The organism is Azospirillum ramasamyi, from assembly GCF_003233655.1.
Lineage (GTDB): Bacteria > Pseudomonadota > Alphaproteobacteria > Azospirillales > Azospirillaceae > Azospirillum > Azospirillum ramasamyi.
On record NZ_CP029829.1, the window covers coordinates 1,610,294 to 1,634,340 of the forward strand.

Genomic DNA, 24,047 nt, shown 5'->3' on the forward strand with positions numbered 1-24,047 from the left:
ACCGGTTCAGGCCGGGCGGCGGACCGTCAGGAAAGCGACGCGGGTATCGCCATAGCGGCGTTCATCGACGGCGGTGAAGCCGTCGGGCAGAGGCAGCGGGTCGCGCTCGGCGACCTCGACGACGGCGAGCGCGCCGTCGGCCAGCCAGCCGGCCTTCAGCAGCCCGTCCAGCGCACGCGGCGCCAGATCCTGGCCATAGGGAGGATCGAGGAAGGCGAGGCCGCAGGCGCGCGGAGCCGGCGGCGGTTTGGTCGCATCGGCGCGCAGGATCAGCGCGTTGCCGGATTCGCCCAGCGCCTCGACATTGGCGCGCACGGCGTCCAGCGCCGGCCGGCCCATGTCGAGGAAGCCGCACCAGGCGGCCCCGCGCGACAGGGCTTCCAGCCCCAGCGCGCCGGTGCCGCAAAAGGCGTCGACGACCGCGGCGCCCTCGAATTCGGGCGCCCAGTCGGCATGGGCCAGGATGTTGAAGATGGCTTGCCTCGTGCGGTCGGTGGTCGGGCGGGTGTCGCGCCCGCCCGGCGCCGCCAGACTGCGGCCGCGGTGCTTACCGCCGACGATCCGCACGCGGGCGCTCCGTCCGTCCGCCGGCACCGCCGGTCTTCGGCCCACCCTTCGGGCCCGACCCGGCGCTCTTCGGCCCAGTACTCTTTGGCCCGGTACTCTTTGGCCCAGTGCCCTTCGGCCCGGCACCCTTCGGCCCGGCGGGCTTGGAGTCACGCGACCTCACACCCTCGGACCGGGGAGCATCCGGCTTCGCGGCTCCGGCCTTGAACCCGCCGGGCTTCGACCCGCGCGGACCGGCGGGCTTGGCGCCGTCGCGGCCTTCGGGCTTACCCGGCCGGCCGGGCTTGGCCGCACCCGGCACCGGCTTGCCGAGCGACAGCGTGCCGCGCCGGGCGGGCTTGGCCTCTTCCGCACGGGCGGCTTCCGCCTCGTGCCGCTTGGTGGCCGATCGCGGCGCACGCTTCGGCGCGGCCTTGGAATCCGTCCTGGCATCCGACTTCGCGTCGGCCTTGCCGGCCGGCCGGCCGCCGGAAGCCGCCTTCGCCGGAGCGGCATTCACCGCCGCGCCGGCTCTCGCCTTGGCGCGCTGCTTGGTGCCGGACTCGGCGGGCTCCGCCCCTTCGGGCGTGCCGAAGAAGGGGGCGATCTGTTCGCGGACGACGCGCTTCGGCACCTCCTCGACGGCGCCCTCCTCCAGCTTGCCGAGCTGGAAGGGACCATAGGCGACACGGATCAGCCGGTTGACCTGAAGCCCCAGCGACTCCATCACCTTGCGGATCTCGCGGTTCTTGCCTTCCTTCAGGCTGACCGTCAGCCAGGCGTTGCGGCCCTGGACGCGGTCCAGCACGGCCTCGATCGGGCCGTACTTCACGCCCTCGATGGTCGGGCCCTTCTCCAGCGTTGCCAGATGCTTCTCGTCCACCTCGCCGAACACGCGCACGCGGTAGCGGCGGGTCCAGCCGGTGGCCGGCAGTTCCAGGAAGCGGGCGAGTTCGCCGTCATTGGTCAGCAGAAGCAGCCCTTCGGTCGTCAGGTCGAGACGGCCGATGGAGACCACGCGCGGCAGATCGGCCGGCAGCCGGTCGAAGACGGTTTCGCGGCCCTTCTCGTCGCGGGCGGTGGTGACCAGCCCGGACGGCTTGTGGTAGCGCCACAGGCGGGCGGGTTCCGGCTCCGGGACGACCTTGCCGTCGACCTGGACGACATCGCCGGGGCGCACCACGCAGGCGGGGCTGTCGAGCACGCGGCTGTTGACCGCGACGCGGCCCTCGGCGATCCAGCGTTCGGCGTCGCGGCGCGAGCAGAGGCCGGCGCGCGCCAGTCGCTTGGCGATGCGTTCACCGCCGTTATTGGCGGAATCGGATTTCTTGGCAGTATCGGAGCGGTCCATGGCCGGACCATAGGGCCTGGACGCGCCGCCCGCAACACGAGTCCCGCGCCCGGACGCCGGAATCCGGTTGACGCGCTCGCGGCGCGGTTGGCACCCTGCCCGGCCATGCCGTCTCCCCGCTATATGGACCTCGCCTTCGCCGCCGCCGAGGCCGCCGCCGCGCGCGGCGAGGTGCCGGTCGGCGCCGTCGTCGTCGATCCCGCGACGGGCGCCGTCCTCGCCACCGCCGGCAACCGGACCGAGGAGTTGTGCGACCCGTCGGCCCATGCCGAACTGCTGGCGATCCGCGAAGCCTGCGCCCGGCGCGGCCAGCCCCGCCTGCCCGGCTGCGACCTGTATGTGACGCTGGAACCCTGCGCGCTGTGCGCCGCCGCGATCAGCTTCGCCCGAATCCGGCGGGTCTATTACGGCGCCTATGATCCGAAGGGCGGCGCGGTGGACCATGGCCCGCGCTTCTTCGGCCAGCCGACCTGCCACCATGCGCCCGAGGTCTACAGCGGCATCGGCGAGACGCGGGCGGGGGCCTTGCTGCGGGACTTCTTCAGGAAACGGCGGTGACGCGCCGGCAGTCCGGGACCCGCCCGCTGGCGCTCGGTCTTGCGGAGCAATATTGTTCCGCATTCCGGAAATATAAGTTCTAAAATCATTCCGTATGCGCAGCAAATTCTCAGCCGAAAATCCGGAGAGAACATCTTACGCCTCCAAAAAAGCCCATCTGCCATTCGTGTAAAACCGGTATATACTTTTAAGTGTTTGCTTAATGAATATATGCCAGTGATGTGCTGACCGTTTCCAGCCATCAGGAGTTACGAATGTTGTCGTTCCGCAAGCCGCAGGACAATCAGGCGGCCGAAGAGTTGGCCCTGCTGGGCCGCCATGCGGGCGTCGGACTCTGGGACGCGGTGATCCACAACGGCGATCCGATGCACCCGCAAAGCCAGTGGCATTGGTCGCCGGAGTTCCGCCGCCTCGCCGGCTTCGACCACGACGACAAGGCCGGCTTCCCCGACAAGGTCGGTTCCTGGGCCGACCGGCTGCATCCGGTTGATGCCAAGCCGACCTTCGACGCCTTCATGGCCTGCCTGAACGACCGCAGCGGCCGTACCGGCTATGACGTGAACTACCGGCTGAAGGTGAAGGACGGCAGCTATCGCTGGTTCCGCGCCATCGGCGGCGTCGCCCGCGACGGCAGCGGTCTGGCACTGCGCGCCTGCGGCTCCCTGATCGACATCGACGCGGAGCGCAGGGAACTGGAGCGTGCCAAGCTGCTCGACCGCCACGCCGGCGTCGGCCTGTGGGACGCGGTCTTCCACAACGGCGACCCGATGCATGCGCAGAGCCACTGGCACTGGTCGCCGGAGTTCCGCCGCCTCGCCGGCTTCGACCGTGACGACACCATCGGCTTCCCCGACGGCGTCGGTTCCTGGGGCGACCGGCTGCACCCGGATGATGCCAAGCCGACCTTCGACGCCTTCATGGCCTGCCTGAACGACCGCAGCGGCCGCACCGGCTACGACGTCGATTACCGCCTGAGGTTGAAGGACGGCAGCTATCGCTGGTTCCGCGCCATCGGCGGCGTCGCCCGCGACGGCAACGGTCTGGCCTTGCGCGCCTGCGGCTCCCTGATCGACATCGACGGGCAGAAGAAGGCCGAGTTGCGGCAGGCGGAGATGGACGGCGAGCGCCGCCGCAGCGTCACCACCCTTGCCGAATCGCTGGATCGCGAGGTCGGCACCGCCGCCGACCGCGCCACCGCCAACGCCCAGACCGTCGCCGCCGCGACGGAGGAGCTGTCGGCCTCGATCTCCGACATCAGCACCCGCGCCAACGAGGCGTCCGGCGCCTCGCTGAAGGCATCGGAGGAGGCCAGCCGCACCAACGCGGCGGTTGAGGCGCTCGTCACCTCGGCCGAGCGCATCGGCGCCATCACCAAGCTGATCAACAGCATCGCCTCGCAGACCAACCTGCTGGCGCTCAACGCCACCATCGAGGCCGCCCGCGCCGGCGAGGCGGGCCGCGGATTCGCCGTCGTGGCGAACGAGGTGAAGTCGCTGGCCCAGCAGAGCGGCAGCGCCGCCGACGACATCGCGGCGCAGATCGCCTCGGTCCAGCAGGAGGCGCTGCACGCGGTCGACGCGATCCGCCGCATCGGCGCCATCGTCTCCGACGTCCAGCAGATCTCCACCACCATCGCCGCCGCCGTGTCGCAGCAGGAGGCGGCGACCAAGGAGATCGCCCACAGCGTCACCCACGTCGTCCGCGACATCGAGGTGGTGTCGCAGAACATCGCCACCACGTCGGAACGTCTGCGGGCGTGACGACGGAACGGAAAAGGGTACACCGCAACGGAAAAGGGGCGCATCGCTGCGCCCCTTTTTCTTTGTCGGAACCGATGATGGCTTACCGCCCCACCGCCCGCCAGCCGATATCGCGGCGGCAGAAGCCGTCCGGCCAGTCCAGCGCGTCGACCGCCTTGTAGGCCGCCGCCTGCGCCTGCGCCACCGTGGGCGCCAGCGCGGTGACGCCCAGCACCCGGCCGCCGACCGACAGCACCCGGCCATCCTCGGACCGCCTGGTGCCGGCGTGGAAGACCGTCACCTTGTCCACGGCCCCGGCCTTGTCCAGCCCGCGGATCTCGGTGTTCTTGGCGTAGTCCCCCGGATAGCCGTTGGCCGCCATCACCACGCACAGCGCGGTCTGGTCGTGCCAGCGCAGGTCGATGCTGTCCAGCCCCCCGTCCGCCGCCGCAACCAGCGCCGCCAGCGCGTCGGACTTCAGCCGCATCATCAGCGTCTGGCATTCCGGGTCGCCGAAGCGGACGTTGAACTCCAGCGTCTTCGGCACCGGGCCGTCCGGCGTCCGCATGATCATCAGGCCGGCGAACAGCACGCCCTTGAACGGCTTGCCTTCCGCCGCCATGCCCTTGACCGTCGGCAGGATGATCTCGCGCATCACGCGGTCCTGCAGGTCGGGGGTCAGCACCGGGGCCGGGGAATAAGCGCCCATGCCGCCGGTGTTGGGGCCGGTGTCGCCGTCGCCGACCGCCTTGTGGTCCTGGGCCGAGGCCATCGGCAGCGCGTTCTCGCCGTCGCACAGCGCGAAGAAGCTGACCTCCTCGCCGTCCAGGAACTCCTCCACCACCACCTCGGCCCCGGCGGCGCCGAAGCGTCCGCCGACCAGCGCGTCGTCGATGGCATCACACGCTTCCTGCTCGGTGCGGGCAACGGTCACGCCCTTGCCGGCGGCCAGGCCGTCGGCCTTCACCACGATGGGGGCGCCATGCTTGCGGACATAGGCCTTGGCGGCTTCGGGATCCTTGAAGCGCTCGTAGAAGGCGGTGGGCACCCCGTACTTGGCCAGGATGTCCTTCATGAAACCCTTGGAGCCCTCCAGCTCCGCCGCCGCCGCACTCGGCCCGAAGGCCTTGACGCCCAGCGCGGTCAGCTTGTCGACCAGCCCCAGCACCAGCGGGCCTTCCGGGCCGACGACGACGAAGTCGATGGCGTTGTCCTGGACGAAGCGCACCAGCGCGTCGACATCCTCCGACCCGATGGGAACCAGCGTGGCGACATCGGCGATGCCGGCATTGCCCGGCGCGCAGTAGAGCGCGTCGCACAGCGGCGAGTTCGAAATGGCCCAGCAGAGCGCGTGCTCACGACCGCCCGATCCGACGACGAGGACTTTCATGGGGTGGCGCTCCTTCCGCCTTGTTGCGATCTGCGCGCCTTGTATCATGGCGGCGCCCCAACTCAAGAGCGCCATGACCTACGAATCAGACTCCTCCCCGCTCATCGCCCCGGAACCGCGCCCCGGCTCCAACCTGCCGGAATTCACCGTCGGCGATCTCGCCCGCCGGCTGAAGCGCAGCATCGAGGAGGAATTCGGCTTCGTCCGCGTCCGCGGCGAGATCAGCCAGCCGAAGAAGCACAGCTCCGGCCATTGCTACATGCGCCTGAAGGACGACACCGCGGTGATCGAGGCGGTGTGCTGGCGCGGCACCATGGCCAAGCTGGCGGTGCGGCCGGAGGAAGGGCTTGAGGTCATCGTCACCGGGCGGATGACGACCTATCCCGGCCGCTCGCAATACCAGCTGATCGTCGAGTCGATGGAGCTGGCCGGCGAGGGCGCGCTGCTGAAGATGCTGGAGGAGCGCAAGCGCCGGCTGACGGCCGAGGGGCTGTTCGACCCCGCCCGCAAGAAGCGCATCCCCTTCCTGCCCGACGTGATCGGCGTCGTCACCTCCCCCACCGGCGCGGTGATCCGCGACATCCTGCACCGGCTGAACGACCGCTTCCCCCGCCATGTCCTGCTGTGGCCGGTCGCCGTCCAGGGCGAGCGCGCGGCGGCCGAGGTGACGGCGGCCATCGAGGGCTTCAACCGCATCCAGCCGGGGGGGCGCGTTCCGCGTCCCGACCTGATCATCGTCGCGCGCGGCGGCGGCTCGCTGGAGGACCTGATGGCCTTCAACGAGGAGAATGTCGTCCGTGCCGCCGCCGCCAGCGCCATCCCGCTGATCTCCGCGGTCGGACACGAGACCGACACCACCCTGATCGACTTCGCGTCCGACCTGCGCGCCCCCACCCCGACCGCCGCCGCCGAAATGGCGGTGCCGGTGCGCGGCGAGCTGCTGGCCCAGATCCTGGACGACGAGCGCCGCCTGCTCGCCTGCGCGTCGCGCGCGGTGGAGGACCGCCGCAACCGGGTGGAGGGGCTGGCCCGCGGCCTGGGCGATCCCCGCGCCCTGCTGGAGGGCCATGCCCAGCGGCTGGACGACCGGGCGGAGCGCCTGAACCTCGCCGCCGCCGCCCTGCTGGAACGCCGCCGCACCCGCGTCGGCGAGCTGGCGGCCAAGCTGCGCCACCCGCGCGAGAAGCTGGCCCAGGCCGGGCAGAAGCTGGCGTCGGAAAGCCGCGCGCTCGATTCGGCGCTGCGCCATTCGGTGACCACCGCCGGCGGGCGCTTCGACCGCATCGCCGGCCGGCTGTCGCTGACCCCGGCGCGGGTCAAGCTGGACGAGGGCAGCCGCCGCGTCGCCGACCTGACGCCGCGCCTCGACCGCAGCTATGCCAAGGGCGTCGCCGACAAGGCGGCGAAGCTGGCGTCGCTCGGGCAATTGCTGGAAAGCTACAGCTACAAGGGCGTGCTGGCCCGCGGCTTCGCCCTGGTCGAGGACCGCGACGGCCGTCCGGTGACCCGCGCCGACCAGGCGACGCCGGGTCTGGCCGTCAACATCGTCTTCGCCGACGACGCCAAAGTTGCGGCAACCATCGACGGCGGCGCGCCCAAGGCGGAGGCCGCGCCCGAAACGCCGGCGGAAGCCAGGCCGGAGAAGAAGCCGGCCCCCCGCAAGCCGCGGGCGGCTCCGGTGCAGGGAAGCCTGTTCTAGAATCCGCCGGATGCCCACCGAGGCATCCGGCGGACCCCAAGCTCTTGGTTTTCCTGTGAAATCGCTACCGCGCCCGGTTCGGACGGGCGCGGCACGCGCAGAGAGATCACACCGTGCCGGCAAAGCTCCAGCGCAGCGTCTCGCCGCTGCGGAAGGGCAGCACGGCGTCGCCCTCGCTGACCAGGATCAGGTCTGGGGCGACCGACGGACGGCGCTCCAGCGCCACCCGCTCCTCGCTGGCCGGCATGTTGTAGAAACGCGGACCGTTCAGGCTGGCGAAGGCCTCCAGCTTGTCGAGCGCCCCGGCCTCGTCGAAGGCCTCGGCATAGAGCTCCAGCGCATTGGCGGCGGTGAAGCAGCCGGCGCAGCCGCAGGCGGATTCCTTGGCGGTGACGGTGTGCGGCGCGGTGTCGGTGCCCAGGAAGAACGGCCCCTCCCCGGAGGTCGCCGCCTCGACCAGCGCCACCCGGTGCGTCTCGCGCTTGGCGATCGGCAGGCAGTAGAGATGCGGGCGGATGCCGCCCTGGAAGATGTGGCTGCGGTTGATCAGCAGATGGTGGGCGGTGATGGTGGCGCCGATCCGGCCGCCAGCGGCATGGGCCCGCACGAACTGCACCGCGTCGGCCGTCGTCACATGCTCCAGCACGACGCGCAGGGTCGGGTAACGCTCCACCAGCGGGGCCAGGATGGTGTCGATGAACACCGCCTCGCGGTCGAAGATGTCGACCGACTGGTCGGTGACCTCGCCATGGATCAGCAGCGGCATGCCGATCTCCGCCATGCGCTCCAGCACCGGGGCGATGCGGGCGATGTCGGTGACGCCATGGGCGCTGTTGGTGGTGGCGTTGGCGGGATAGAGCTTGGCGGCGGCGAAAACCCCGTCCTTGAAGCCCTGCGCCAGATCGTCGGCATCGGTGCCGTCGGTCAGATAGGCGGTCATCAGCGGGGTGAAGACGACGCCGTCGGGCAGCGCCGCCAGGATGCGCCCGCGATACGCCACCGCGTCGGCGGCCGTCGTCACCGGCGGCTTCAGGTTCGGCATCACGATGGCGCGGCCGAACTGGCGGGCGGTGAAGGGCAGCACCGCCTTCAGCATGGCGCCGTCGCGCAGATGGACATGCCAGTCGTCGGGACGGCGGATGACAAGGCGGTCGTTGGGCATGGATCGGGTCCCGGCGCTGGTGTCGATGGGGCGGTGAGCTTCGACGACGTTCTATCGCCATCGCCGCGCCATCTCAACAAAGGCGGCGGAGACGGAAAAATTTCGGGCCGCTTTTCCGCTGCAGGTGACGGGGCCGGCGAAAGGGGCTAGAAAACGCACGCTTTTCCTATCCAAGCGCGGACCTTCTTCGATGAGCCTGATCACCCCCCGCACCCCGCCCGGAACGATGGAGCTGCTGCCGCGCCAGCAGGTGGCCTTCCAGCGCATGCTGGACACCATCCGCCGCGGCTACGAGCGGTTCGGCTTCGTCCCCGTCGAAACCCCGGTGTTCGAGACGGTCGACACGCTGCTGACCAAGTCGGGCGGCGAGACGGAGAAGCAGGTCTATTTCGTCCAGTCCACCGGCGCCATCCAGCAGGGCAACAAGCCGGAGCTGGCTCTGCGCTTCGACCTGACGGTGCCGCTCGCCCGCTATGTGGCGGAGCATGAGCGCGACCTCGCCTTCCCCTTCCGCCGCTACCAGATCCAGCGGGTCTACCGCGGCGAGCGGGCGCAGCGCGGGCGCTTCCGCGAATTCTACCAGTGCGACATCGACGTGATCGGCAAGGACAGCCTGTCCGCCCATTACGACGCCGAGATCCCCGCGGTCATCCACCATGTCTTCACCGAGCTGAATTTCGGCGGCTTCACCATCAACGTGAACAACCGCAAGATCCTGCTCGGCCTGCTCGACGGCCTGGGCGTCGCCGACGCCGACACCCGCGTGCTGGTGCTGCGCGAGATCGACAAGCTGGACAAGATCGGCCGCGACAAGGTGCGCGACAGCCTGCTCGGCCTCGGCGTGACGGAGCATGCCGCCGACACCATCCTGTCGCTGATCGGCATGAAGGGCACCAACGCCGAGACGCTGGCGGCGCTCGGCGCGCTCGGCATCGACAACGCCGTCTTCCGCGAGGGCGTGGGCGAGCTGACCACCGTCATCGAGGGGCTGAACGCCTTCCAGGTGCCGGAGGGCACGGTGCGCATCAACCTCGCCATCGCGCGGGGCCTCGACTACTACACCGGCACCGTCTACGAGACCTTCCTGAACGACCACCCCGGCATCGGCTCGGTCTGCTCGGGCGGCCGCTACGAGAATCTCGCCAGCCACTACACCAAGTCGAAGCTGCCGGGCGTCGGCATCTCCATCGGCGCCACCCGCCTGTTCTACCAGCTGATGGAAGCCGGCCTGATCAAGGACGCCGCCCCCACCGCCCAGGTGCTGGTGACGCAGATGGATCCCGCCCTGTCCGCCGATTATTTCCGCATGGCCAGCGAGCTGCGCGCCGCCGGCATCAACACGGAAATCCAGCTGGACGGCGGCAAGATCGCCAAGCAGATGAAATACGCCGACCGCGCCGGCATCCCCGTCGTCCTGCTGATGGGCTCCGACGAGAAGGCCCGCGGCACCGCGACCCTGAAGCATCTGGTCAAGGGCGAACAGGTCGAGGTTCCGCTGGCCGAACTGGCGGCCCGCGCGAAAGCGCTGCTGGAGGGGTGAGGGCGTCCCGCCCTTAAACCCCCGTTAACCATGACTCCCCTACCGTTCCGGCCTACACCGATCATGTGGGTCGGACGGCAGGGGACACGCATCCGGTATGGCAAAGGGGTGGGTGCAGGCGGGGCGCTGGGCGCGGCGGGCGGTGATCGGGGTCGCGTTGACGACCACCGTGGCCGCCGCCGGCTATGCCGGCTGGCGCGAAATGGAAACGTCGCGGCTCCAGGCGCGGCTGCTGTCCGGCGTGGCCCGGTCGATGACCGTGTCCCTGCGCGAAGGCCCCAACCCGGAAGCGCGCTTCCCCACCCACGGCCCCTATAACGAGCGCCTCGGCTACACCGCCCTGCCCGGCTATCTCGACACGCTGACCCGCGACCTCTATGCGGTGGAGCGGCAGGCGGTGCTGTCCCCCGCGCTCGACCGCTTCATGGCCGGCGGCGGCTTTCCGATCTACCGGGAAAAGACCCAGGCCGGCCTGACCCTGCTCGACCGCAACGGCGTGCCGATCTACGCCGCGCGATTCCCCGAGCGGGTCTTCGATGGCTTCGACGACGTGCCGAAGCTGGTCGCCGACACCCTGCTGTTCATCGAGAACCGCGAGCTTCTGAACGAGGACGAGCCGCGCCGCAATCCGGCGGTGGAATGGGACCGCTTCGGCGCGGCTGTGGCGATGCTGCCCCTGCAGGTGGTGCGGCCGGGCCAGCGCTCCCCCGGCGGCTCGACGCTCGCCACCCAGATCGAGAAGTACCGCCATTCGCCGGACGGCCAGACCGCCGACGGCGTGGAGAAGCTGCGCCAGATGGCGTCGGCCAGCGTCCGCGCCTATCGCGACGGCGAGGACACCACCGAGGCCCGCCGGCGCATCCTGGTCGATTACCTCAACTCCACCCCGCTGACCGCCAGGGCCGGCTTCGGCGAGGTGAACGGGCTGGGCGACGGGCTGTGGGCCTGGTTCGGCACCGACCTGTCGATCGCCAAGCGCGTGCTGTCCGAGCCGGCGGCCGAGCCGCGCGCCATGCAGCTGAAGGCGCTGGCCTACAAGCAGGTGCTGGCGCTGCTGCTGGCCCAGCGGCGGCCGTCCTACTACCTGATCCAGGACCGCGTGGCGCTCGACCGGCTGGCCGACGCCCATCTGCGGGCGATGGCCCAGGCCGGCATCATCGACCCGGCGCTGCGCGACGCCGCGCTCGCCATCCCGCTGGCCTTCCGCGAGGAGGCGCCGTCGCCGCCGGCCACCTCCTTCATCGAGCAGAAGGCGGCCAACGCCCTCCGCGCCCGGCTGCTCGGCATGCTGGGGGTGCCCAGCCTCTACCAGCTCGACCGGCTCGACCTGACGGCGCAATCGACCCTGGATGCGGAAACCCAGGCCCGCGTGGTCGAGGTGCTGGGCAAGCTGAACGACCCCGGCTACGCCCGCTCTCTCGGGCTGACCGGCGAGCGGCTGCTCGACGCCCGCAGCAACGACCTGTCCAAGCTGGTCTATTCGATCACGCTGTACGAGCGGGGGCCCGAGGCCAATTACCTGCGCGTCCAGGCAGACAACCTCGACCAGCCGCTGGACATCAACGAAGGCGCGAAGCTGGATCTCGGCTCCACCGCCAAGCTGCGAACGCTGGTCACCTACCTGCATATCGTGGCGGAACTGCACAGCCGCTACGCCCATCTGCCGAAGGAATTCCTGGCCGAAGTCCAGGACGAGGCGTCGGACAACCTGACGCGCTGGGCTGCCTCCTGGCTGACGGCCGCGCCCGACCGGCGCCTGCCGGCCATGCTGGACGCGGCGATGGAGCGGCGCTATTCCGCCAGCCCGGGCGAGGTGTTCTTCACCGGCGGCGGCCAGCACAGCTTCGTCAACTTCAACAAGGACGACAACGGCCGCATCCTGACCGTGCAGGAAGCGCTGCGCAGCAGCGTCAACCTGCCCTTCATCCGGCTGATGCGCGACATCGTCCAGTTCTACATGGACGAGGGCGCCGACGACGGCGCCGAGATCCTGCGCACGCCCGACCATCCCGCCCGCCAGGCCTATCTGGCCCGCTTCGCCGACCGCGAGGGCTCGGACTTCCTCAATCGCTTCTACAACGACTACCGCAGGCGCACGCCGGACGAGGCGCTGGCCCGGCTGGCGACGCGGTCCCGCCCGGTGCCCCACCGGCTGGCGGTGGTCTTCCGCACCGTGCGGCCCAAGGCCGGGCTCGCCGAGTTTTCCGCCTTCCTGCGCGCCCGGCTGCCGGACAAGGCGCTGTCCGACGGCGAGCTGTCGGCGCTCTACGCCAAATACGGGCCGGACCGCTTCCCGCTGAACGACCTCGGCTATCTCGCCCGCGTCCATCCGCTGGAGCTGTGGCTGGTCGCCCATCTCCAGAACAATCCGAACGCGACGCGGGCCGAAATCCTGGCCGCCAGCGCCGACCAGCGCCAGGAAAGCTACCGCTGGCTGTTCAAGAAGGGCATGGCCGCCCAGAACACCCGCATCCGCATCGGGCTGGAGGAGGAGGCGTTCAAGCGCATCACCGCCCAGTGGCGCAGCGTCGGCTATCCCTTCGAAACGCTGGTGCCGTCGCTGGCGACCTCCATCGGCAGCTCGGCCGACCGCCCGGCGGCGCTGGCCGAGCTGATGGGGCTGATCCTGAACGACGGGGTGCGCCAGCCCAGCGTGCGGCTCCGCTCGCTGCATTTCGCCGCCGGCACGCCCTACGAGACGAAGCTCGGCCTGGGTCCGCTGAAGGGCGAGCGCGTGCTGCACCCGGAGGTCTGCGCCACCCTGCGCCGCGCCCTGATGGACGTGGCGCAGAACGGCACCGCCAAGCGGGTCTGGGGCTCCTTCCAGGACGAGTCCGGCATGGCGATCCCGATGGGCGGCAAGACCGGCACCGGCGACCACCGGCTGGAGCGCCGGGGTCCGGGCGGCGTGCTGCTGGAATCGAAGGCGGTGGCCCGCACCGCAACCTTCGTCTTCTACATCGGCGACCGCTTCTTCGGCACCATGACCGCCTTCGTCCAGGGGCCGGAGGCCGACGACTACCGCTTCACCAGCGCCCTGCCCGCCCAGCTGCTGAAAAGCCTCGCCCCCGCGCTGCAGCCCCTGATCGACCGGAACACCACCCACACCGCCGACACCCGCCCGGCGCCGGCCGGCCTGTAGGGACCGCGACAACCGCCCTCCCCTCCTGTTGAGGCTGTCGATACAGCGCAAGCCGGAGGGGAGAGGAATGCAGGATTTGCAAGGCGCCGTCGTCGTGGTGGCCGGGGCATCGAGCGGGATCGGGCGGGCCACCGCGCTGGCCTTCGCCCGCGAGGGCGCCCGGCTGGCGCTGGCCGCCCGCCGGGAGGATCTGCTGGAGGAGGTGGCGGAGGAGTGCCGCGGCCTGGGCGCCGGCGCCGTCGTCATTCCCACCGACGTCACCGATGCCGATGCGGTGAAGCGACTAGCCGAGCGGACGGTGGAGGAATTCGGCTCCATCGACGTCTGGATCGCCAATGCCGGCGTCGGCGCGGTCGGCCGCTTCGAGGACACCCCGGTCGAGGCGCACCGCCGGGTGATCGAGACCAATCTGCTGGGACCGCTGCACGGCGCCCATGCGGTGCTTCCCATCTTCCGCCGCCAGGGCCACGGCACCTTCATCGCCACCGTTTCGGTCGGGGCCTTCGCGCCGGCGCCTTATGCCGCCGCCTATGCCGCCAGCAAATACGGCCTGGACGGCATGCTGGAGAGCCTGCGGGCGGAACTGGTCGACAGCCCGGACCTGCATGTCTGCGGCGTCTATCCCGCCTTCACCGACACGCCCGGCATGATGCACGGCGCCAACTACACCGGGCACGAACTGTCGCCGGAGGGGCCGATCTACGACGATCCCGAGGACGTGGCGGCGACGATGGTGGCGGTCGCCCGCCGGCCGCGCGCCAAGGCGATGGTCGGGGCGCTGACGCCGCTGGCCCGGCTCGGCCACGCCGTCGCGCCGCGGCTGGTGGAGGCGGTGGCGGGCTATGGCGCCCACCGCCATTTCGACCGCCAGCCCCAGGCGCCCCACAGCGACGGCAACCTGTTCCAGCCGGTGGCAAGGGGCCGCGACGTCACCGGCGGCTTCTACACCCCGCCGCCCGCCTGGGTCTCTCCCGTGCTGATGGCAGGCGCCGCGGTGGCCGCCTTCGCCGCCTACCGCAGCCTGCGGCGGCACTGAACGCCGCTTTTCCATCGGATGCTTATGCCGCCCCGCCGTCCGTGGCAGAATGGACCGGCCAAGGGCGGAGCCGTCACGGCGATACGGAGGGGGCGGCGGCGTGAACGCTGAAAGTGAACGCCCAAGGTGAACGCTGAACAGGGGCGCGGAACCTGTTTCATACCGTTCCAAACGTTCCATCCGTCGCCGGTGCATACAGATTTCATACCGCCGAGCGTAAGTTCTGACTTATGTTCGGCGGTAAGGGCCGCGACTGCGGCCCCGCAGGCCCATGCCTGCGAAGGCAAGCGGCCGGACGGCCGCGCCCGCCGTTTGAGGGTGAGCGTAAAGTCTGATGTGTCAGACTTTACGCTCGATGATTTCACATGGCATTTGGCGCCGATTGCCCTCTCCCGAGGCGGGAGAGGGTGTGATCTTCGATTTCCCGCGGAATCCCGCCACGCCCCTTGACGCGCCGGCCCGATTGCCGTAAGCACGCCGCGCACGCGTCGGCACCCCTGGAGGCCGGCGCCCTTTTCGTTTTGGAGCATCGTCATGACCAAGATCATTCCGCTCGGCGCTGAGACGCGCGAACGGGCCGGCAAGGGGACCGCCCGCCAGACCCGCCGTGACGGCCGCATTCCGGCCGTCATCTACGGTGGCAAGCAGGCTCCCCTGACCATTTCGCTCGAGAAGTTCGAGTTCAACCGCGTCCTGCATCAGCCGGGCTTCTTCACGCACCTGTTCGACGTCACCGTCGACGGCACCGCCCATCGCGTCCTGCCGCGCGACGTGCAGTTCCACCCGGTGACCGATGTCCCGCTGCATGTCGACTTCCTGCGCGTTTCGGCCGACACCCGCACCAACGTGCAGGTTCCGGTCGAGTTCGTCGACCAGGACAAGTCGGTCGGCCTGAAGCGCGGCGGCGTGCTGAACATCGTCCGTCACGAGCTGGAGCTGAGCTGCCCGGCCGACAGCATCCCCGAGAGCATCACGATCTCGTGCGAGGGCTTCGACGTCGGCGACTCGATCCACATCTCCGCGGTCAAGCTGCCGGAGGGGGTGACCTCGACGATCACCGACCGCGATTTCACCATCGCGACCATCGTTGCTCCGTCGGGCCTGAAGTCGGAGGAAGCCGCTTCCTAATCGGACGCGCTCATCCGCCAGGGATGGTTCTCATGGGGGGCTTCGGCCCCCCATGCCGTTTGTGGAGAAGCCTTATCAAAGGGTGACGGACATGCTGCTTCTGGTCGGACTGGGCAACCCCGGCAACGAGTATGCCCGCAACCGCCACAACATCGGTTTCATGGCGGTGGAGACCATCGCCCAGCGACACCGCTTCACCCCGTGGAAGAAGCGCTTCCAGGGCCAGACCGCCGAGGGCACCGTCGCCGGCGACAAGATCCTGGCGCTGGAGCCCGCGACCTTCATGAACCTGTCCGGCCAGTCGGTGGTGGCGGCCCTTCAGTTCTACAAGCTGAAGCCCGAGAACGTCGTCGTCATCCATGACGAGCTGGACCTGCCCCCCGGCAGGATCCGGGTGAAGAAGGGCGGCGGCCATGGCGGCCACAACGGCCTGCGCTCCATCGACGCGCATATCGGCAAGGAATACTGGCGCATCCGGCTGGGCATCGGCCATCCCGGCAACAAGGATCTGGTCAGCGGCTATGTGCTGCACGACTTCGCCAAGGCCGACCAGACCTGGATCGCCCCGCTGCTCGACGCCGTCTCCGACAACCTCCCCCTGATGGTGGAAGGCCAGCCCGAGCTGTTCATGAACAAGGTGACGGTGGCGACGCAGGCGCGATAAGCCGCGGCCTGCCCCTCCCCTCCCCCACTTCGCGTTTGCGCTTTGGTCCCCATCGTAGGATAAAGCGCGTCAATTCCAGCATTTCCGACGGCGAGCACCCACCCATGGGCTTCAATTGCGGCATCGTCGGCCTGCCGAACGTCGGCAAGTCGACCCTGTTCAACGCGCTGACCGCCACCCAGGCGGCCGAGGCGGCGAATTTCCCCTTCTGCACCAAGGAGCCGAACGTCGGCCGCGTCGGCGTGCCCGATCCGCGGCTGGAGAAGCTGGCGGAGATCGCCAAGTCGCAGAAGATCATCCCGACCCAGCTGGAGTTCGTGGACATCGCCGGCCTGATCCGCGGCGCGTCGAAGGGTGAAGGGCTGGGCAACCAGTTCCTCGCCAACATCCGCGAGGTGGACGCCATCGTCCATGTGCTGCGCTGCTTCGAGGACGACGACATCACCCATGTCGAGGGCAACGTCGATCCGTTGCGCGACGCCGAGGTGGTCGAGACCGAGCTGATGCTCGCCGACATGGAAAGCCTGGAACGCCAGCTGACCAGCCTGCAGAAGAAGGCCAAGGGCGGCGACAAGGACAGCAAGATCAAGGCCGACCTGATGGAGCGCTCCCTCAAGGTGCTCCAGGACGGCAAGCCGGCCCGCGTGGTCGAGGTGTCGGACGAGGAGTGGCCGGTGTTCAAGCAGTTCATGCTGCTGACCGCCAAGCCCGTCCTCTACGTCTGCAACGTCGAAGAGGCGTCGGCCGCCACCGGCAACAGCTTCTCGGCCAAGGTCGCGGAGAAGGCCAAGGCCGAGAACGCCGAGGTCGTCGTCATCTCCGCCGCCATCGAATCCGAGGTCGCCCAGCTCTCCGACCCCGCCGAAAAGGCGGAGTTCCTGGAGTCGATGGGGCTGGAGGAGACCGGCCTGAACAAGCTGATCCGCGCCGGATTCAAGCTCTTGGACCTGATCACCTTCTTCACCGTCGGCCCGAAGGAGGCGCGCGCCTGGACCGTGCGCCGCAACGCCAAGGCCCCGGAGGCCGCCGGCGTCATCCACACCGACTTCGAACGCGGCTTCATCCGCGCCGAAACCATCGACTTCAACAGCTACGTCACCCTGGGCGGCGAGCAGGGGGCGAAGGACGCCGGCAAGATGCGCCAGGAAGGCAAGGAATACGTCGTCCAGGACGGCGACATCTTCCACTTCCGCTTCAACGTCTGACCTTGCAAACCCTTTTCCCCATCGCGGGGCGGGACCGGCCAAACGCCAACGGCGTTTTGCCGACCCGCGGGTTGGGATGAGGGGGTGGCCGCAGGCCGGTCGGAAATTCCGGATTTGCGGCGCCCGCTCCCCATTCCACCTCCGCTGCCACCCAACTGTCATATTGCCGTAACAATCAGGACTCCCCACCCTTCAGTTTGGGGTGCGGCCTGATCGCCTCCGATCCGACAGAGGGGGTGCGATGCAGGCGACGCGGGTGCTGCTGGAACTGGCCGGGAACGTCGTGCTGCTCCTGTGGGGGCTGCACATGGTGCAGAGCGGGCTGACCCGCGCGTTGGGCGGCGACCTGCGCCGCATCCTGGGGGCCGGGCTGCGCAACCGCTGGACCGCCTTCCTGTCCGGCATGGGCATCACCATGCTGCTGCAGAGCAGCACCGCCACCGGCCTGATGGCCACCGGCTTCACCGCCAACGGGCTGGTGTCGCTGATGCCGGCGCTGGCGGTGATGCTGGGGGCCAATGTCGGCTCCACCCTGATCGTCCAGGTTCTCGCCTTCGACGTCGCCCATGTGGCGCCGGTGCTGCTGCTGGGCGGTTTCCTCGCCTTCCGCCGCGGCAGCCGGACGCGCAGCCGCGACCTCGGCCGGGTCGCCATCGGGCTGGGATTGATGCTGCTGTCGCTGCACCTGCTGCTGGCGACCATCGCCCCGGCGGAGAACGCGCCGATGCTGCAGCGGATGCTGGGCATGCTCACCGCCGATCCGGTGGTGGCGGTGCTGCTGGCCGCCATCCTGTCCTGGACCGCCCATTCCAGCGTCGCCGCGATCCTGCTGATCGCCTCGCTGGCCGGCGGCGGGGTGATCGGGCCGGAGGCCGCCGTCGCCATGGTCGCCGGCGCCAACCTGGGCAGCGCCGTCAATCCGATCATCGAGGGGCCGGGCGGCGACGGCCACAACCCGGCCGCCCGGCGGCTGCCGGTGGGCAATCTGGTCAACCGCGTCGTCGGATGCCTGATCGTCGTGCCGCTGCTGGAGCCGATCACCGCCGGCCTGCAGGCAATCTCGCCGGACGCCACGCGGCTGGCCGCCAACTTCCATCTCGCCTTCAACCTGGCGATGGCCGCTCTGTTCATCGGCCCGCTGCCGTGGTTCGCGCGGGTGCTGACCCGGCTGTTCCCGGAACGTGTGGCGGTCGCCGACCCGGCGATGCCGCTCTATCTCGACCGCAGCGCGCTCCGCGTTCCCCATCTCGCCATCGCCAACGCGGCGCGCGAGGCGTTGCGGATGGCCGACACGGTGGACGGCATGCTGCGCGGCGCACTGGACGTGATCCAGACCGACGACCGCAAGCGGGTTCAGGAGATCCGCCGGATGGACGATGTGCTGGACCGGCTGCATGACGCGATCAAGCGCTATCTCACCCAGATCAACGTCGAGGATCTGGACGAACGCGACGCCCGCCGGGTGTCGGACGTGCTGACCTTCACCATCAACCTCGAACATGTCGGCGACATCGTCGACCGCAACCTGATGGAGGCGGCCTCGAAAAAGATCCGGCGCAAGCTGCGCTTCTCCACCGAGGGCGCGGCCGAGATCGCCGTCATGCTGGAGCGCCTGAGCGAGACCCAGCGACTCGCCGCCGCCGTCTTCGTGTCCGGCGACATCCGCTCCGCCCGCGCGCTGATGCACGAGAAGGAGGTGATCCGAGATCTGGAGACCAGCGCCACGGAGGCGCATTTCGCCCGCCTGCGCGCCGGCCGGACCGAAAGCGTCGAAACCAGCGCCCTGCATCTGGACATCCTGCGCGATCTGCGCCGCATCAACGCCCATCTGGTCGCCGCCGCCTACCCGGTGCTCGATCAATCGGGTGAGCTGCTGCCAAGCCGCCTCAAACATGTGGCAGCCCAAGGGTGACTTCCCGGCCCAAGGATGGGGTGCGATGGCGACTCCGCTTCGCCTCTTTCTTGTCACCACCCCAGTGACGTTAATCCTTTCGTAACCATATAAAATTCGTCAAGCTCTTTCGCGACATGGTTAACAAACCACAGCTGTGGTTGTTATGCCAGGGAGCGCCGGGTAATGGCCGGCCATGGTTGCGGAATGGAGCGGATGGTGGCGAACACGCACGCGATGTCGAACGGACCCGGCAAGCCGGGGACATCCGACGCCGGATTCGTCGAGCGGATCCGCGACGCCATCGACCGGCAGGAGCTGTCGATGGTCTACCAGCCGCAGGCCGACGTCTTCACCAACCGCCTGACCGGGTTCGAGGCGCTGTCGCGCTGGCGCCTGTCCGACGGCACCATGCTGCCCCCCGACGTCTTCGTGCCGATGGCCGAGCAGGGGGATGCGATCCACCTGCTGGGCGAATGGACGCTGCGCGCCGCCTGCACGGCGGCGGCCGGCTGGCTGCGCGCCGGCATCCTCGACGTTCCGGTCTCGGTGAACCTGTCGGCCCGTCAGCTCGACGATCCGGGGCTGGTGCTGAAGGTGCTGGGGGTCCTGGCGGAAACCGGCCTGCCCGCCGCCAACCTGAAGCTGGAGCTGACCGAAACCGCGATGTTCAGCCAGGGCGCCGACGCGCGGGAAGCCCTGATGCAGTTGCGCGGCGCCGGGATCCGGATGGTGCTCGACGATTTCGGCACCGGCTGGTCGTCGCTTGCCACCCTCCGCCGTGTGCCGGTGGAAGCCCTGAAGATCGACAAGCAGTTCGTCCAGGCGATGGTGGAGGACCGCGACGCCGCCGCCATCGTCCAGGCCGTGATCGCGCTGGCTCACGCCCTCGACCTCACCGTGGTGGCGGAGGGGGTGGAGACGGCCGAACAGCGCCTGTACCTCCAGGCCTACCGCTGCGACACGCTGCAGGGCTATTGGCTGTCCCGCCCGCTGAGCGCGGACGGCGTGGCGGAGTTCCTGGCCGAACGCAGGGTCGTCATCGGCCGGAAGCCGGGCGGGCCTTCCGTTGTTCCGCCGACATCAGGATGACCCGCCGGGTCTCGTCCCACTCCGTCAGCTCGCCGGCCTCGTCGGCGGTGGCCCAGCAGGCCTCCAGCGCATCGTCGGCGCAGATCGGATCGCCCTCCGCACTGTCCGCCGCCACCTCCACCAGCGTGTAGTGGTAATGGACCCGGCCCTCGGCGTCGGGGGTGATGGCGTCCACCACGGTGACGATGCCGGTCGGCACCACCTCCAGTCCGGTTTCCTCCCGGACCTCGCGGATCGCCGTCTCGAAAACGGTCTCGCCCACGGACTGCGCCCCGCCGGGCAGGCTCCATTGTCCCAGCCGCGGCGCCTTGCCCCGCCGGATCAGCAGAACCCTGTCCCCACGCCAGACGACGACCCCCACCCCCACCCAGGGACGGTCGGGATACTCGCGGCTGGAACGGTCGGGCGGGGTGGCGGACATGCGTGGCTCCCTATCGATGGCTTGACCCGACGTTAACGCGATTCGACACTGGTACACCAGACGCGAAGACGCATCGCCGCCTTCTGCCGGCTCACCCCACTGCCCCATGGCCGCCCCATGAAGCTCAACGAAATCCGCACCTTCATCGCCGTGGCCGATGCGCAGTCGGTGCAGGAGGCCGGCAACCGCCTGGGGCTGACGCAATCGGCGGTGTCGCGGCTGATCCAGCGGCTGGAGGCGGAACTGGGCGTGGTGCTGTTCGACCGGCAGACCAAGCCGCTGGCGCTGACCCGTGACGGGGAACTGGCGCTTGCCCATGCGCGACGCATCCTGGCGGCGACCTGCGACTTCGCCGATGCCTTCGCCGGATCGGTGGAACCGCGCGGGCTGCTGCGGCTCGGCGTCGCGCATGTGCTGACCGCACTGGCCGCCGGGCGGCCGCTGGACGACCTGCGCGCCGGCTTTCCGGGCCTGGCGCTGCGCCTGCATTCCGACTGGAGCAACCCGCTGATCGAACAGGTCCGCGCCGGCATGCTCGACGGCGGGCTGATCCTGATGTGCGAGGAGCAGACGCCGCCCGACGACCTGCCGGCCCGCCGGATCGCAGCCCAGGCCGTCAGCATCGTCGCCTCCCCCGACCACTCGGACGGCGCCGATCTGGCATCGATGAACGAGCGCGGCTGGGTGCTGCAGCCCAACGGCTGCCGCTACCGCGAGGCGCTTCAGCAGGCGCTGGCGCCGCTCGGACTGCAGCCGAACGTGACTGTTGAGGCCTACGACCAGAGCCTGCTGGTGTCGCTGGTGGCGCGCGGCGTCGGGTTCGGGCTGGCCCCCATGGGCCTTATCGCGCCGATCCCCGGCGCCGCCCTGTTGCGGCCGGTCGACCTGCCCGATTTCCGGATGTCGGTGACGATCTGGCTGATCCAATCGCGCACGACCGGGCGCATCGCCCCGGTGTTCGACCGGCTGGAGGAAGCGTTGCGGCGCGAGTTGGCCGCCGGCCGGACGGTGAGTCCGGCAGCGGAACAATTCGCGATTCTGCATTCCGCGGCGGAATGACCCGGTTGCCGATTATGAATTTGCCGAACTGTTGATGCCCACCTATCGTCGGTGACAACTCGACACCACGATGCGCAATCCCGCGGCACGCGGTTCCGCAACACCGGCGCGCGACGCCGGCCCCTTCCGGGAGGACGCCTTGACCACCGCCACCCCCGCACCGGCGCCCTCCTGGAGGACGCCTGCACTCGTCGTCGTCTGCGGTTGCCTGATCTCGATGCTGGCCTTCGGACCGCGGTCGAGCATGGGCCTGTTCATCGAACCGCTTTCGGAAACCCGCGGCTGGGGCCGCGACGTCTTCGCGCTGGCGATGGCGATCCAGAACATCCTGTGGGGGGCCGGCGGTCCCTTCGCCGGGGCGCTGACCGACCGCTACGGCCCGGCTCCCGTGCTGGCCGGCGGCGGGTTGCTCTATGCCGCCGGGCTGGCGCTGATGCCTTATGCGACGACCAGCGTCGAGCTGTACCTGACGGCCGGCGTGCTGATCGGGCTGGGGCTGTCGGGCGCGTCCTTCGGCATCATCATCGCCGGCTTCACCCGGCTGCTGCCGCCTGAACAGCGCAGCTGGTCGGTCGGCATCGCCACCGCCGCCGGCTCGATGGGCCAGTTCCTGTTCGCGCCGATGGGTCAGGCCTTCATCGCCGGATTCGGCTGGCAGACCGCACTGCTGCTGCTGGCGGCGTCGATGATCGCGGTGCCGCTGCTGGCCGGCGTCTTCCCCGGCCCGAAGGGCATGGCCTCGGCAAACGCCCCGGCGGTGACCGGGGCCAACATCGGCTTCATCGCCGCGGTGCGCCAGGCCTTCCAGCACCGCAGCTATGTGCTGCTGGTCGCCGGCTTCTTCGTCTGCGGCTTCCAGCTGGCCTTCATCACCACCCACCTGCCGCCCTACCTGACCGCCGCCGGCATCAGCCCGACGCTGGCCGCCTGGGCGCTGGCACTGATCGGCCTGTTCAACGTCATCGGCTCCTATGCGTCCGGCGTGCTGTCGGGCAAGGTCAGCAAGCGCTACCTGCTGTGCGCCAACTACTTCTCGCGCGGCATAGCGACCGCCATCTTCATCCTGGTGCCGATCTCGCCGGTGACGGTGATCGTCTACGCCGCGGTGATGGGCCTGCTGTGGCTGTCCACCGTGCCGCCGACCTCCGGCCTCGTCGCGCTGATGTTCGGCACCCGCTACATGGGCACGCTGTACGGCTTCGCCTTCTTCAGCCATCAGGTCGGCGGCTTCCTGGGCGTCTGGCTGGGCGGCGTCCTTTACGAGCGCACGGGATCCTACGACGTGGTCTGGTGGCTGGGCGTGGCGCTGGCCATGTTCGCGACCATCATCCATTGGCCGATCGCCGAGAAGCCCGCCCCGTCGCTGGCGGCGGCCGAGGCGAAGGCGTAAGGTGGCAGACATGAGCGACCGCCCCGCCCCTTCCTCACCCGGGCTCCCCATCGGCCACGGCCTTGCCGCGGCGCTGTTCGGCGGCGTTCTGGCGGTGTGGGCGGGGTTGATGGGGCTGTCGCTGCAACGCGCCGCCCTGCCGGATGCGACCGACGGAATGATGCTGGCGGTCTTCTCCCCCGGCACCAGCGATGCCGAGGCCATGGCGGCGATGGTGCGGGCGGGAGGCGAGCCGGTGCGCTCCACTTGGCTCGGATTCGCCTGGGTCGCCCGCGGGACGGAGCCCGGATTCGTCGGCCGGCTGAAGGCGGAGGGAGCCATTGCGGCCTTCGGCGAGCTTCCGGTCGGGCCGACGCTGGGCGGCTGCACCGCCACCCCGGTCGACACCGCCAAGATCGCCGCGACCCGCCTGCAGTAGGCGCCTCTTTCCACCCTGTGGACAGCTTGGGCCTCACCAACGGTGGACGCGGGTCCCTTGCGGTGTCATAGTGCGGCCCGCATTCGACCAGCCCCGTGTCCGCGGGGCCAGACTCCGGAATTCGTGAGCGACGATGAGCGAGCCGATCTCCCTGTTCACCAAACTGGCGAACATTCACATCCGTTACGTCACGTGGCGTCGGGGCGCCAAGGTCGGCAGCGACCGCTTCGGCAACGTCTATTACCGCAGCAAGGACACCAAGGCCGGCACGCGCGAGCGCCGCTGGGTCCTGTATGCCGGTGAGCCCGACGCCTCCAAGATTCCGCCGGAATGGCATGGGTGGCTGCACCACACCACCAAGGAGCCGCTGCCCGAGGGGTCGAGCGCCTTCCACAAGCCGTGGCAGAAGGAACATCTGCCCAACATGTCGGGCTCGGTCCAGGCCTATCGTCCGCCCGGCCATGCGCTGGCCGGCGGGAAGCGGGTGCCGGCCACCGGCGACTACGAGCCCTGGACTCCGAGCTGATCCCTGCCAAGGACTGACCCTCACGTCAGAGCGGAAAGCCCGGCCCCTTTCGGGCCGGGTTTCGTTTCTGGAACTCGCAGCAGGATAGTT

General features: G+C 69.5%; 20 protein-coding genes. 15 read left to right on the forward strand and 5 right to left on the reverse strand.

Features of this window, described 5'->3' with window-relative positions:
- Nucleotides 1–6: 6 nt before the first annotated feature.
- Both rsmD and DM194_RS29050 read right to left on the reverse strand, forming a co-directional pair.
- Entirely contained in the window at nucleotides 7–567 is a 561-nt protein-coding gene (gene rsmD / locus DM194_RS07455; RefSeq protein WP_176581375.1) for a 16S rRNA (guanine(966)-N(2))-methyltransferase RsmD, read from the reverse strand.
- The gene (locus tag DM194_RS29050) at nucleotides 548–1,897 is read right to left on the reverse strand and encodes a pseudouridine synthase (protein ID WP_111066639.1); all 1,350 of its coding nucleotides are present in this window, start codon (nucleotides 1,895–1,897) and stop codon (nucleotides 548–550) included. The genes rsmD and DM194_RS29050 overlap by 20 nt, the downstream gene beginning before the upstream one ends.
- A 105-nt stretch (nucleotides 1,898–2,002) precedes the next feature.
- Between DM194_RS29050 and DM194_RS07465 the strand changes: the two genes are divergently transcribed.
- Both DM194_RS07465 and DM194_RS07470 read left to right on the forward strand, forming a co-directional pair.
- Nucleotides 2,003–2,455 (forward strand): nucleoside deaminase, encoded by a 453-nt coding sequence (locus DM194_RS07465; RefSeq protein ID WP_111066640.1) that lies wholly within the window; start codon nucleotides 2,003–2,005, stop codon nucleotides 2,453–2,455.
- Between the two features lie 254 nt (nucleotides 2,456–2,709).
- Nucleotides 2,710–4,215, forward strand: coding sequence for a methyl-accepting chemotaxis protein (locus DM194_RS07470; protein WP_111066641.1), 1,506 nt, complete (start codon nucleotides 2,710–2,712; stop codon nucleotides 4,213–4,215).
- 82 nt (nucleotides 4,216–4,297) lie between these two features.
- Here DM194_RS07470 and purD read toward each other — a convergent pair whose 3' ends face one another.
- Nucleotides 4,298–5,584 carry a phosphoribosylamine--glycine ligase gene (gene purD, locus DM194_RS07475; RefSeq protein ID WP_111066642.1) on the reverse strand — a complete coding sequence of 429 codons (1,287 nt, stop codon included), beginning with the start codon at nucleotides 5,582–5,584 and terminating at the stop codon, nucleotides 4,298–4,300.
- A 73-nt stretch (nucleotides 5,585–5,657) separates the two neighbouring features.
- On the opposite strand from purD, the gene xseA reads away from it, so the two are divergent.
- Nucleotides 5,658–7,283, forward strand: a complete 1,626-nt coding sequence (gene xseA / locus DM194_RS07480; RefSeq protein ID WP_111066643.1) for an exodeoxyribonuclease VII large subunit — start codon at nucleotides 5,658–5,660, stop codon at nucleotides 7,281–7,283.
- Between the two features lie 106 nt (nucleotides 7,284–7,389).
- On the opposite strand, the gene pyrC is transcribed toward xseA, so the two are convergent.
- The gene (gene pyrC, locus DM194_RS07485) at nucleotides 7,390–8,445 is read right to left on the reverse strand and encodes a dihydroorotase (protein ID WP_111066644.1); all 1,056 of its coding nucleotides are present in this window, start codon (nucleotides 8,443–8,445) and stop codon (nucleotides 7,390–7,392) included.
- A 190-nt stretch (nucleotides 8,446–8,635) separates the two neighbouring features.
- Between pyrC and hisS the strand changes: the two genes are divergently transcribed.
- The 8 genes from hisS (at nucleotide 8,636) to DM194_RS07525 (ending at nucleotide 20,143) form a co-directional block, all read left to right on the forward strand.
- Nucleotides 8,636–9,985 carry a histidine--tRNA ligase gene (gene hisS, locus DM194_RS07490; RefSeq protein ID WP_111066645.1) on the forward strand — a complete coding sequence of 450 codons (1,350 nt, stop codon included), beginning with the start codon at nucleotides 8,636–8,638 and terminating at the stop codon, nucleotides 9,983–9,985.
- 97 nt (nucleotides 9,986–10,082) lie between these two features.
- Nucleotides 10,083–13,127, forward strand: coding sequence for a transglycosylase domain-containing protein (locus DM194_RS07495; RefSeq protein ID WP_111066646.1), 3,045 nt, complete (start codon nucleotides 10,083–10,085; stop codon nucleotides 13,125–13,127).
- A gap of 67 nt (nucleotides 13,128–13,194) precedes the next feature.
- On the forward strand, nucleotides 13,195–14,163 hold the full coding sequence (locus tag DM194_RS07500) for an SDR family oxidoreductase (RefSeq protein ID WP_111066647.1): 969 nt from the start codon (nucleotides 13,195–13,197) through the stop codon (nucleotides 14,161–14,163).
- 534 nt (nucleotides 14,164–14,697) lie between these two features.
- Nucleotides 14,698–15,291, forward strand: coding sequence for a 50S ribosomal protein L25/general stress protein Ctc (locus DM194_RS07505; RefSeq protein ID WP_111066648.1), 594 nt, complete (start codon nucleotides 14,698–14,700; stop codon nucleotides 15,289–15,291).
- Between the two features lie 91 nt (nucleotides 15,292–15,382).
- The gene (pth, locus tag DM194_RS07510; protein WP_111066649.1) at nucleotides 15,383–15,955 is read left to right on the forward strand and encodes an aminoacyl-tRNA hydrolase; all 573 of its coding nucleotides are present in this window, start codon (nucleotides 15,383–15,385) and stop codon (nucleotides 15,953–15,955) included.
- 104 nt (nucleotides 15,956–16,059) lie between these two features.
- The gene (gene ychF / locus DM194_RS07515) at nucleotides 16,060–17,160 is read left to right on the forward strand and encodes a redox-regulated ATPase YchF (protein ID WP_111066650.1); all 1,101 of its coding nucleotides are present in this window, start codon (nucleotides 16,060–16,062) and stop codon (nucleotides 17,158–17,160) included.
- Between the two features lie 241 nt (nucleotides 17,161–17,401).
- Entirely contained in the window at nucleotides 17,402–19,072 is a 1,671-nt protein-coding gene (locus DM194_RS07520; RefSeq protein WP_111066651.1) for a Na/Pi cotransporter family protein, read from the forward strand.
- A gap of 216 nt (nucleotides 19,073–19,288) precedes the next feature.
- Complete coding sequence (locus DM194_RS07525; protein ID WP_246024139.1) at nucleotides 19,289–20,143, forward strand: putative bifunctional diguanylate cyclase/phosphodiesterase; 855 nt, start codon at nucleotides 19,289–19,291, stop codon at nucleotides 20,141–20,143.
- Here DM194_RS07525 and DM194_RS07530 read toward each other — a convergent pair.
- A complete protein-coding gene (locus tag DM194_RS07530) occupies nucleotides 20,091–20,564 on the reverse strand; it encodes an NUDIX hydrolase (RefSeq protein ID WP_111066653.1) in 474 nt (157 codons plus the stop codon). The two genes, DM194_RS07525 and DM194_RS07530, sit on opposite strands and share 53 nt — an antisense overlap.
- Nucleotides 20,565–20,681: 117 nt before the next feature.
- Here DM194_RS07530 and DM194_RS07535 point away from each other — a divergent pair, with 117 nt between their 5' ends.
- From DM194_RS07535 to DM194_RS07550, 4 genes are all read left to right on the forward strand, one after another.
- Entirely contained in the window at nucleotides 20,682–21,623 is a 942-nt protein-coding gene (locus tag DM194_RS07535) for a LysR family transcriptional regulator (RefSeq protein ID WP_111066654.1), read from the forward strand.
- 139 nt (nucleotides 21,624–21,762) lie between these two features.
- Complete coding sequence (locus DM194_RS07540; RefSeq protein WP_111067824.1) at nucleotides 21,763–23,013, forward strand: MFS transporter; 1,251 nt, start codon at nucleotides 21,763–21,765, stop codon at nucleotides 23,011–23,013.
- A gap of 10 nt (nucleotides 23,014–23,023) precedes the next feature.
- Entirely contained in the window at nucleotides 23,024–23,431 is a 408-nt protein-coding gene (locus DM194_RS07545; RefSeq protein WP_111066655.1) for a hypothetical protein, read from the forward strand.
- A 133-nt stretch (nucleotides 23,432–23,564) separates the two neighbouring features.
- A complete protein-coding gene (locus tag DM194_RS07550; protein ID WP_111066656.1) occupies nucleotides 23,565–23,957 on the forward strand; it encodes an NADH:ubiquinone oxidoreductase subunit NDUFA12 in 393 nt (130 codons plus the stop codon).
- Nucleotides 23,958–24,047 lie beyond the last annotated feature (90 nt).